The organism is bacterium (assembly GCA_008933615.1).
Classification (GTDB): Bacteria; CLD3; CLD3; order SB21; family SB21; genus SB21.
In genome coordinates, this window is the sequence record WBUR01000040.1 from 20,764 (window position 1) to 31,832 (window position 11,069).

At 41.3% G+C, this 11,069-nt stretch carries 8 protein-coding genes; 5 read left to right on the forward strand and 3 right to left on the reverse strand.

Annotation, left to right across the window (positions count from 1 at the left end):
* The first annotated feature begins 79 nt into the window (after positions 1-79).
* Together F9K33_13620 and F9K33_13625 are read left to right on the forward strand one after the other, a co-directional pair.
* Positions 80-3,382, forward strand: coding sequence for a hypothetical protein (locus tag F9K33_13620; GenBank protein KAB2878346.1), 3,303 nt, complete (start codon positions 80-82; stop codon positions 3,380-3,382).
* A 29-nt stretch (positions 3,383-3,411) separates the two neighbouring features.
* Positions 3,412-3,864: a GatB/YqeY domain-containing protein gene (locus tag F9K33_13625; protein KAB2878347.1), complete on the forward strand. Its 453-nt coding sequence runs from the start codon at positions 3,412-3,414 to the stop codon at positions 3,862-3,864.
* A gap of 7 nt (positions 3,865-3,871) precedes the next feature.
* On the opposite strand, the gene ruvX is transcribed toward F9K33_13625, so the two are convergent.
* The 3 genes from ruvX to F9K33_13640 form a co-directional block, all read right to left on the reverse strand.
* On the reverse strand, positions 3,872-4,294 hold the full coding sequence (gene ruvX, locus F9K33_13630; GenBank protein KAB2878348.1) for a Holliday junction resolvase RuvX: 423 nt from the start codon (positions 4,292-4,294) through the stop codon (positions 3,872-3,874).
* A 61-nt stretch (positions 4,295-4,355) separates the two neighbouring features.
* Entirely contained in the window at positions 4,356-4,667 is a 312-nt protein-coding gene (locus F9K33_13635; protein KAB2878349.1) for an integration host factor subunit beta, read from the reverse strand.
* A gap of 60 nt (positions 4,668-4,727) precedes the next feature.
* Positions 4,728-5,792 carry an aminomethyl transferase family protein gene (locus F9K33_13640; protein KAB2878350.1) on the reverse strand — a complete coding sequence of 355 codons (1,065 nt, stop codon included), beginning with the start codon at positions 5,790-5,792 and terminating at the stop codon, positions 4,728-4,730.
* Positions 5,793-5,945: 153 nt separating this feature from the next.
* Here F9K33_13640 and F9K33_13645 point away from each other — a divergent pair, with 153 nt between their 5' ends.
* The 3 genes from F9K33_13645 to F9K33_13655 all read left to right on the forward strand — a co-directional run.
* Positions 5,946-8,453 carry a YfhO family protein gene (locus tag F9K33_13645; GenBank protein ID KAB2878351.1) on the forward strand — a complete coding sequence of 836 codons (2,508 nt, stop codon included), beginning with the start codon at positions 5,946-5,948 and terminating at the stop codon, positions 8,451-8,453.
* A complete protein-coding gene (locus F9K33_13650; protein KAB2878352.1) occupies positions 8,413-10,974 on the forward strand; it encodes a penicillin acylase family protein in 2,562 nt (853 codons plus the stop codon). The genes F9K33_13645 and F9K33_13650 overlap by 41 nt, the downstream gene beginning before the upstream one ends.
* Before the next feature lie 8 nt (positions 10,975-10,982).
* Positions 10,983-11,069 (forward strand): 2-C-methyl-D-erythritol 2,4-cyclodiphosphate synthase (locus tag F9K33_13655; GenBank protein KAB2878354.1); only part of this gene is annotated, 87 nt, incomplete at its 3' end.

The window sequence follows — 11,069 nt, forward strand, 5'->3', positions numbered from 1 at the left end:
AAAGTATATTTTTGATACATTTCAATTCAAAAAAAATCATTTCCTCGTTGTTGAACCATCCTTTGACAATGCATAAATCATGACACGGGCTTTTCAAATTGCGCGGCATGCTATTCTGGCAGTTGCTTTTCTCCAGAGTCTCTCCATTAATGCTTTGACAGCGCAACAGCTTTATTTTAGGTACTATACGATCAATGAAGGATTTCCGCATGCGCAAGTATGGGATATTGTTCAGGATCGAAGCGGATATTTATGGTTTGCCACAGCCGGTGGCGTTGCTAAATACAACGGTATCGAATTTACAGTGTATAGTAAAGACGATGGACTGATTAGTAACGTTGTGCGCAGTGTTTTTGCGGACGATGATGGAAAGATATGGTTGTGCACGGAAGACGGTGTTTCTGTCTTTGACGGTAATACGTTCGTGAATTATACTAGCCGCGACGGGTTAGGTCCGGGAACGGTTTTTGAAATGACGAAAGACCGTAAAGGTATTTACTGGTTCACAACGAGTTATGGGGGTGTTTCAAAGTTTGATGGAAAAAAATTTACATCCTACACGAAAGAAGACGGGCTGGCAAGTAATGCGTACCGCAATGCGTTTAGTGACCGAAACGGCAATGTATGGTTTTCCGGGAAAAACGGTTTTACATTGTTGACGCATTCAAACGAAAACAATACGGATCAATTCATGAATTTTGCGGTCAGCGGCATCCAGGACTATTCAGATATTGTAGCGGATAATGAAGGGCGTATCATTGTTGGCTCAAATCAAGGGTTGATTGTATTTGACTATGAGGCTTTTAGAAAAGAAAAAGCGACAGATTATTCCATGTATATATCGCGCCTTACGGTTAAAGACGGATTACTTGATCCCAATATACACGCCATGGTTTTTGCCTCTGATTCCTCGCTTTGGATTACAACCGATGCGGGCCTTTGTAGATGGAACAATAATAAATTGACAAATTATTTTGTTGACGAGAATGTTTCTACCAACAGTTGCCATTCGATTCTGGAAGACAGGGAAGGTACTATTTGGGTTGGAACGGATGGAGGCGGATGTTTTAAGATACCGTATCAGAATATCTATAATTTTACAATGAAGGAAGGGCTTTCTGCGAATGTGGCCAATGCTGTAACGGGAGATACGCGTGGGAATATTTATATCGGTACCGACAATGGCGTGGATGTATTTGACGGCAAAAAATTAGTTTCCATTTCTAAAAATTGGATAAAATCAGGCAACACCGTGTGGTCATTGAAAAACGATAGCAAAGAAACTCTTTGGATTGGGGCAGAGAGGAATTTATTTGCCTACCGCAATGGAACAGTCACGGATCATAAGGAAATCTATCGTATCAGCGATTCACCAATTCTAGATATTGCAGAAGATAATCAGAACACGATGTGGTTTGGGACGCTGAACGGCCTAATCGTATATGATAGAGGAAAAAGTTATTTTTATGATAATAAAAACGGCTTACCAGGCAACCAGATTTGGTGTGTTTTTGTTGACAAGCAAGACTGCATTTGGCTTGGTATAAACGGAGGGCTTGCACGTATTGATAACAAGGAGAAGCTTGATTCACTGAAATTTAGAATATGGGTTACCTCCGACGGACTTCAGGACAATACCGTTAATGTAGTGACGCAGGACGGAGAGGGGGCCTACTGGATAGGCACCGATATGGGCTTTTCTAAATTTGACGGTTCGACGTTCACCAATTATAAGGCCAAAGGTTTGGGTCTTGCGGATAACATTGTACCGGTCATCGAATATGACTACAGAAGCGATCGGTTGTGGATAGGGAGCAAAGGCTACGGACGTTTCAATCAAAATACTTCGCCACCTGAACTTGAGAGATTGCTGAATAAAGGGCGTGGGCTGAGGGTCGACGATCCAACTACGAATAACAGCTTTTTCATTGACTCAAACCGCAATATCTGGATAGCGCATTTTGGAGGACTGACGCGTTATTCAGAAGATTCAACAGTTCATTCAAAAGTTTCACCGCTGGTTTACATTGAACGTATCATTGCTAATGATTCCGTTATGAAGTTTACCCGTCTTTCACCAGATGAAAGGGAGTTACTGGAAGAGGTGGATAGTAAGTATATTGTCTTTCAATTTGCCGGTTTATCATTCATAAATGAAAAAGATAATTCTTATCAATACATGCTTGAAGGGTTTGACAAAGAATGGTCTGCTCCATCTAGAAGAAACGAAGTGCGTTATACCAACCTTAGTCCGGGTCACTACACTTTCAGCGTCAAAATGAAGAACAGCGAGAATGCTAAAAGCGCAACGCCGGCGGTTGTCCGTTTTACGGTACCCGCCCCAATTTGGATGAACCCATTTTTTATTTTACTGGTTGGAGTTTGTCTTGGTTATGTATCCTATACTGTTTATCGTATCCGTGTTAATCTTAATCTGGAGCGGATTCGAATGCGTAATGAATATCTTGAGTCTGAAGTGCAAAAGCGAACTTCAGAGATCGTTCTTCAAAAAGAAAAATTAGAAAGTATATTGGAAAAGCTGAAACAAACTCAAACGCAGCTGGTACAATCCGAAAAAATGGCTGCATTGGGGCAATTAGTCGCCGGCGTCGCGCATGAAATTAATAATCCAACCTCGGTGCTGGCCGGCAATGTCGTATACATTGAAGATTATGTGAACGTACTACGCAAGATCATTGTAAAGTATGAAGAAAAATATGTTGATAATTTAGACTTTCAGAGAGAGCTCGGCGAATTCAAAAAAGAGATTGATTACGCATTTGTTATATCAGACCTAGATACGTTGTTGGCCAGCATAAAAAATGCTGCGGAAAGAATTCGCCACATAGTACTTGATCTGCGTAATTTTTCACGCTTGGATGAAGTAGAACTCAATGAGGTGAATATCAACGACTCGATTGATACAACGGTGAAGCTTTTTATGAACCAGTTTAAACATGTACTCAAGATCAACAAAGACTATCAAGCGACCAACCTAATCTATTGTTATATCAACCAGATTAACCAGGTAATCCTTAATATTCTGATCAATGCCGCACAGGCGATAGAAATAAAATATGCAAACCACGGCACTTCTCAAATACTGGGCCGTATTGATATTGTTACAAAAAATAATCCTAAGGGCGGTATTATAGTTAGCATCAGGGATAATGGACTTGGAATTTCAAATCAGGTCAAATCAAAAGTTTTCGATCCTTTTTACACTACGAAACCGGTCGGACAAGGTACAGGATTGGGACTCTCAATCAGTTACAGCATTATTGAGAAGCATCACGGAAACATTTCATACGAAAGCCTTGAAGGCGAATGGACTGAGTTCAGCTTTTCACTGCCGTTTAAACCGCACGAAATACCATCGTAACCACATCAAACTAATACAGAGGAATATCTATGGTTCAAAATGACATGATCGACAAACTCAATACCGACCTGAAGAACGCCATGAAAAGCGGTGACAAAATGCGACTCGACACGATTCGCATGATGAAAGCAAGTCTTCAGAAAGTGGTCATTGAAAAAGGGAATAACTTTACGCCCGATGACGGGATATCATTTTTACTGGCAGAGGCAAAACGACGGAAAGAGGCAATAGAGCTTTATGAAAAAGGCGGACGCCAGGACATGGCCGATCAAGAAAAGAAGGAATTGGAGATTATTTCTGAATATCTGCCTAAACCTCTTGACGAAAAAGAGTTGTTAGCGATTGTTGAAGCGACTATTAAAGATTTCGGAGCGCAAACCGCAAAGGATATGGGCAAAGTGATGTCGGCGGTAATGCAGAAAGTGAAAGGTCAGGCAGACGGTAAGAAAATTCAGGATATGGTCAAGACGAAGTTAGGCTAACCATTTTTTAAAAGCTAGCGTCCAGATAATGGCGTAAAATCACTACGGCAGCTAATTCATCAATTTTTTCTTTGGTGCGACGTTTTTTTTTAGATTCAGCCTCGACCAGCATTTTCAGAGCAGTTACCGATGACATTCGTTCATCCCAGAAAACAATATCTAATGGAATTTGTTGCCGTAGTTTTTCGGCGAATATTCTAACTTTCTGAGCTTTGGTACCTTCGCTGCCATTTTTGTCGAGCGGGTTGCCCATAACGATTTGAATCACCTCATGTTCGTTCACGAGTTTTTTTATTTTCTGAATTGCCGCGTTTTCGTTTTGGACCTGAATCGTGGTCAGCCCTGATGCAATGATTCGCATGGGATCTGACAAAGCAAGTCCAATCCTGCGTTCACCATAATCAATTGCCAAAATTCTACCTGGGTTCATACAAAAAAACAAAAGCCATGACTGATAGGCCATGGCTTTTAGACTTTTTTTTTATTAGAAATTAAATATCCTTCAACGGTTGTTTCAGAACTTCTTTAAGAAGTTTACCCGGTTTGAAGTGGGTTTTCCGGCGCGGCGGAACGTAAATTATTTCGCCGGTTTTAGGATTTCTAGCTTTTGGTTTTGCTTTGGTGGTTTTTACTTCAAACACTCCGAAATCGCGGATTTCAATGCGAACGTCGGGATCAGCCTCAGAAAGAATTTCTCGAATGGATTCAAAGACAATATCTACAGTATGTTCAACGTTATGAACCTTATCGTTCAATTTGTCCGCGACGCGTTTTGATACGTCTTTTTTCGTCATTGTTTTCATTTATCTCTCCTAAAGTCAGGTGTCCCAACTCCCGAATAATAAAGAATTTAATTCTCATTGTCAAGTTATTTTTGAATTTACGGGCAAAATTTCTGTACGAATTGATCTGCCATTCATATCTATCAAACTTAACGCGGCTTCAGATGTAAATTCAGTTTTTACATAACCTAATGATAGGTTTTGTTTGTTGCTGTATGAGTATGAAGAACTGGTAATAATGCCAATTTCTTTGTTATCTGCCATAATCTTGCTGCCATGCAAAACAGGCTCTTCAGATTTAAGTTGAACCAAGTGTTTTTGAATTTTGTTATAACTGTCCAGTCTTGCAATGACTTCCTGTCCAATATAACAACCCTTATTGAAGCTGACCGCTTGAGTTAATCCTGCTTCAAGCGGATTATATTTATCGGTAAGTTCTCGCCGAAAAATCGGTTTCCTCTGTTCAATGCGAGCGGCTAAGTATGCGTCCATTCCGCAGAAGCCGATATCTTGCGTAACAAATAAATTCCACAATGCATCGATCAAGGAAATATCGGTTATGAGAAGAAACCCTTCATCGAGTTGATGTGAAGGTGCGACATAAATATTGATCCCATCTATCAAAAATTGGACAACCTGATTTTGTTTAGGCGGATCCATTCTTGTCATCTTGAACATAGTTTCGGAACTTCGTGGGCCTATCAATCCGAGTTGAATAATTTTGGACGAAAGATTTTCGATCTTGACGTCATCCATAATGATGTACTTTTCCAGCCAAGCGATGATGTTGTCATGATTCTGTGGTGAAGTAGTTATCAAAAGCCCGTCTTCTAAACGATACAACATGATCAAGTCAATGATCCGGCCTTTATCATTGGTCAATACAGTTGATGCAAATTCATTTATATTCAGGTTCTTTAGATTATTGGTTGACATTCTATTTAAAAAATCCCGCGCATGCTTCCCGGTTAGTTTAATACAACCATAGTACGAAAAATCAATGCCCACACACGACTGTTTCAAAGACCGGTATTCCTGCTCTACAGATACAAAATGGGCAGGGAGCTCAAATTGAAATTCATCATATCTTTCAAATACTGCGCCTTGAGTTTTCAGAATATCGTATAATGGGGTTCTCAAATACATATACTATATGGGGATTGTCTTTTGTTATTTCAACTGAATATAACCCTTTATGAAGATTTGTTCAAGTTTGACCCGAAAATACATTTTGATATTCATTGAATTTTTAATTACTTTTTTTCCGAATAACTATCTCCCACATGTATTGGAATCATCATGGCAAAACCTAACCTCAAACTAAAAACCGATAAGGGACAAGCTACGCCGGTTCTGAAAACTTGGCAGAAGGATGCGCTAGCGGTATTATTTTTGTACGTATTGGTTCTTTTTTTGTTTAGCGATTATGTATTGCAGAACAAAGTTTTTACAACCGGCGGTGATATATCCGCAAGCATTAGTAATTCAAGAGCTGGGCAAAGTCTGATTGAAAAAGAAGGTTCGATGCCTCTATGGTTTCCGTACACGTTTTCCGGAATGCCTAATTTTGCCAGCGGCATGTACAGCGATCCGGCGCATATTCCAATTTATAAATATCAGACCTATGCCAATCCTATGACTTACGTTAATTGGACAGTGAATCTTGCTTTTTTTAATCGTGACAATTCGTGGGAAGTAGCCATTTTCTTTTTTGCCGGTGTATTTATGTTTCTGCTTGCCCGGCAACTTGGATTCAGCCCTTTGATCTCGCTGGTTGCGGCGGTCGCGTATATGTTCTGCAATTTTTTCGTCGCATCCGTAGCAGCCGGTCATGGCGGAAAAGTTAAGACGATCGCGTATATTCCGCTCGTGGTGTGGAGCGTTTTTCGATACTTCAAAGATCGAAACATATTAAATTGGTCTGTAATGGGGTTTATCATGGGAACTTTTTTTCTTGATCCGGGACACACTCAGATCATTTATTATGCTTTCCTGATGCTTGGAATTTATTTTGTATTCCTATTTATTGATCAGTATAAAACGGACAAAGCGGGCCTTTTAAAGAACGGGGTAGGGTTATCCACAGCAATGCTGGTTGGGCTTGCGTTTGGAGCGGTTAATTATTTTTCATTATATGTTTATTCCGATGTAACGATGCGCGCGGTCCCTCCGGCTTTAAGTGAATCAACGGCTATGGCCGCAGGAAGCGGGATGACGTTTGATTATATTACGATGTGGTCTTTTCATCCTCTGGAGTTTATAACATTCTTTATTCCGACTTTTTTTGGACTTGAAAGCCCCTATTACTGGGGTTGGATGACATTTACCTCTTCCGCATTTTATTTTGGCCTTTTGCCGATGGTTGCCGCGATAGTTGGAGTTATATATCGTCGCAATATGATGACCAAATTCCTGTTTGCAACGTCCGTTTTCGCACTGCTGATCTCATTTGGCAGATTTTTTGAACCATTTTTCCAGTTGATGCTGAGCGTCTTGCCGTTTTTTAGTAAATTCCGTGTTCCGTCCATGATTTTATCACTATTTGCTTTTACGGTCTCGCTGCTTGCATGTTATGGGCTTGATTATATTTTTAATCCTACCGCTGAGGAACAAAAAAAACGCAAGGCGTTTGAAAAGACTGTTTTGTACCTCATGGCAGGTATCGGCGTGCTCTTAATCATTACGATCTTATTCAAAAGCGGTTTTTCTAATGCGTTCTCACTCCTGGCGGAGGACGATGTAAAGCGCTACAGCGCCCCCCAGATTGCTCAATTGAAGCAATTGCGGTTCGATGCGTTGAGCGGCGGTTTTGTAAAATTCGCTATTATGCTCGAGATCATTTTAACCCTGATATATTTCTATCTGCGTGAAAAAATATCTTATTCGGTTGCGATGCCCGTCTTGCTTATCGTGCTGGTATTTGACACTCTTAGCTTAAATAAGAAAATATTGCGTCCACAGGCGCGCGCCGGAATGACGTATGAATTTCAGGAGACCGAGACTATCCGCTTTTTGAGAACTGACACCACCAATTTCAGAATATTTTCGCTATTGGAGCATGCTCAGTCAGGATCTCCGGCGTGGACTTATTATGAGTTGCAAAGCATTGGTGGCTACAGTCCCGCGAAAATGAGGATTTACCAGGATATCATTGATTTTGCACTTTATAAAGGCGTCGACCCGCAATTTCCGATCAATATGAACGTGGTGAATATGCTTAATGTGAAGTACTTGATTGCGAACGGCCAGCTCCCGCAAGGCAAAGGGTTTTTCCTGAGTAAATTGGATGAAGCGAATAAAACGCTTATCTACGAAAATAAAAACAGGCTTCCGCGAGCGTTTTTTGTTAAACAAATAATCGTAGAAGCAGACAAATCGGCTATTTTTGGATTATTGAACTCCCAATCGTTTAATCCCGCGGAAACCGTACTTCTTGAAAAAAAACCGCCCGTTGCGATAGAGCCGTTTGATTCGAGTTCCGCGGAAATCAAAGAGTTTACAACTGATCGTATCATTGTCAAAACCTACGTCGACAAGCCTTCGCAATTAGTTTTAAGCGAAGTATATTATCCGCACGGGTGGAAAGCGTTTGTCGACGGACTAGAAACCGAAATCTACAAATCCAATTATATCTTACGCTCGGTTCAAGTTCCGCCTGGAGAGCATATCATCGAATTTAGATTCGAACCCTCTGAATTCAGATTGGGGATTTGGGTTACTACCATTTCTTTTTATAGTGTGATGGGTATCATGATCATGAGTATCGTTGCCTCGGTCATTAAACGCCGCAAAGAAATACACGCCTAAAAATATGGAATTGACAAGAAAAAAGCGGATAGTGTGGGGAATGGTGATTTTTATCGGAATCCTCTTTACCGGGATCGTGGTCACCGTCTATTTTCTCGTTATGGGTTCCCAACCGCAAGTTAAAGGCGAAGTACGCCTAAATGGACTCATGTCCGATGTTAAAATTATTCGTGATTCGTATAGCGTTCCGCATATCGTTGCGTCAAACGAGAATGATTTAATGTTTGCAGCAGGGTATGCGCAGGCTCAGGACAGGTTGTGGCAGATGGATTTTCTTCGAAGGGTGTCGGAAGGACGCCTGTCAGAAGTTCTGGGTTCCCGAACTCTTTCAGCAGACAAAGCCCTGCGAACTATTGGATTTGCGCGCACTGCAAAGATGATATCAGACAGTCTTGACGGGCGAACACGCACATTGCTCCAATCTTATGCGGACGGCGTTAACAGGTTCATTCATTCCAATCATGATAATTATCCTATCGAGTTTGTTCTGCTCGGGTTCTCACCAAAAGACTGGAAGATTGAGAACAGTATTGGCATAGCGAGGTTAATGGCGTGGCAATTAAGTATGGGATGGTATGTAGACGTGACATATGACAAGATGCTCGATAGCGTAAGTTTTCAAAAAACGCAGGATATACTACCGCAATTCCCCGACGATGCTCCAGTAATTGTTAAAGATCCGCCTCCCGGATTTTTAAATAGTACAATGCCTAAGACTGTTACGGAAGGTCGTTACGAAGAGAATGATTTTATCAGCAATCCAGGGCATCGCTATTCCGGAATCTTAGATGAGTTTGTCAGTGCAAACTTATTTGTGAAAGAGTTAATTGGCAGCACCGGATTTTCTGTTGGGAGCAATAATTGGGTCGTAAGCGGCGCCCGTTCCGTTAGCGGTAAACCCATATTGGGTAATGATCCGCACTTAGGCCACGGAGTGCCCAGCACCTGGTACGAAATGCATTTAATAGCCGACAGCTGGGATGTGACGGGTTTTGCGCTGCCAGGATCGCCGTTTATTGTTATAGGCAATAACCGCGATATTGCATGGGGAGTGACTAACGTAATGTGCGATGACGCTGATTTTTATAAAGAAAAAATTAAAGACAGTATGTATCTGATCGACGGAAGATGGGAAAAACTAAAGTGGACAAGTGAGGAAATAGCAATCAAAGACTCAATCTCCATAGTGTATTCAATTCCATTCACACACCGTGGCCCGGTCGTGAATGGCATATATGATATTTCAAATGATCAAACGGACGCAGTTTCTGTTCGATGGCTCGGGCATGATGCGAGCGGAGAAGTCACCGCTTTTTGGAAAATGAATGTGGCGAGGAATTGGCCGGAGTTTCGGGAAGCTTCCAAGACTTACAAGGTACCCGGTTTAAATGTTGTTTATGCCGATAAAGACGGGAACATCGGTTACCAATGCATGTCCGGGATTCCTATTCGGCGAAACGGTAATGGAATTGCAATGTTAGATGGAACGACTAAGTTGAATGATTGGTATGGGACAGTGCCATTCGAGTCTCTACCGTACAGCTTTAATCCGGATGCCGGATATCTGGCATCGGCGAACAATAAAATCACCGGGACATGGACATCGTATTTTGTATCTAACTATTGGGAGCATCCCTCACGGATAAAAAGAATCGATGAATTTCTCAATTCAAAAGCGAAATTCAGCGTTGAAGATATTCAGGTTTTGCAGAAAGATTTCTATTCATTCCATGCAAAGGAAGTGGTTCCCTATATTCTTGAAGCTTGTAAAGATGATTCATTATTCATTTACACAGGATCAAAAGATGCTGTAAATTATCAATACAGTGAGTCGTATCTTTTTCTGAAGCACTGGGATTTGAATATGGCGCACGACAGTCGCGGAGCCGCAATTTTTAATGTTTTTTTTCAAAAATTATTGGCGCATCTCTATAAAGATGAAATAGGTGAGTCATTATTTGAGTCATTCATTAAACTGTCGAATGTACCGACGCGCGTTACGACTCAGCTTTTGATTAACAAATCGTCATTATGGTGGGATGATGTTCGCACGAAGGAAATTGAAAACCGCGATGAAATTATTCGGCAGTCGCTCAGGGATGCAGTGGACTTGCTGAGTGAACGGCTTGGGAGAGAACCCGGCGGCTGGACTTGGGGAAAATTACATAGCCTTACTTTTGAACATCCGCTCGGAAAGCAAAAACCGCTGGATTATTTGTTTAATGTCGGAACGTATTCCATGGGGGGGAACACAACCACGGTCAATAATACGGAGTATCATTATTCGGACCCACAATTCAAGATATTGTTGGGCGCTTCTATGAGAAGAATCGTTAGTATGAATGATCTCTCGCATCCCCTGACCATCCTTACTCTGGGTCAAAGCGGGCAACCTTATAGCAATCATTATTCCGATCAAACAAATTTGTGGCTGAACGGACAGTACAAGAAACTCACAATGAATATTGATGAAATAGAGAAAACATCCGATGCTCTTATATTGAAGGCGTATAAAGAATGAATTATCACATGAATATTAGAGTTGGTCAGGGATACGATGTGCATCGGCTGGTCGATAGCAGGAAAATGATTCTTGGAGGAGTTGAAATTCCTTTT

What these genes read in the sequence shown, in the direction of transcription:
- F9K33_13620 (KAB2878346.1), top strand. Translation starts at nt 80, where the DNA reads ATGACACGGGCTTTTCAAATTGCGCGGCATGCTATTCTGGCAGTTGCT.
- F9K33_13625 (KAB2878347.1), top strand. Translation starts at nt 3,412, where the DNA reads ATGGTTCAAAATGACATGATCGACAAACTCAATACCGACCTGAAGAAC.
- ruvX (KAB2878348.1), bottom strand. Translation starts at nt 4,294, where the DNA reads ATGAACCCAGGTAGAATTTTGGCAATTGATTATGGTGAACGCAGGATT.
- F9K33_13635 (KAB2878349.1), bottom strand. Translation starts at nt 4,667, where the DNA reads ATGAAAACAATGACGAAAAAAGACGTATCAAAACGCGTCGCGGACAAA.
- F9K33_13640 (KAB2878350.1), bottom strand. Translation starts at nt 5,792, where the DNA reads ATGTATTTGAGAACCCCATTATACGATATTCTGAAAACTCAAGGCGCA.
- F9K33_13645 (KAB2878351.1), top strand. Translation starts at nt 5,946, where the DNA reads ATGGCAAAACCTAACCTCAAACTAAAAACCGATAAGGGACAAGCTACG.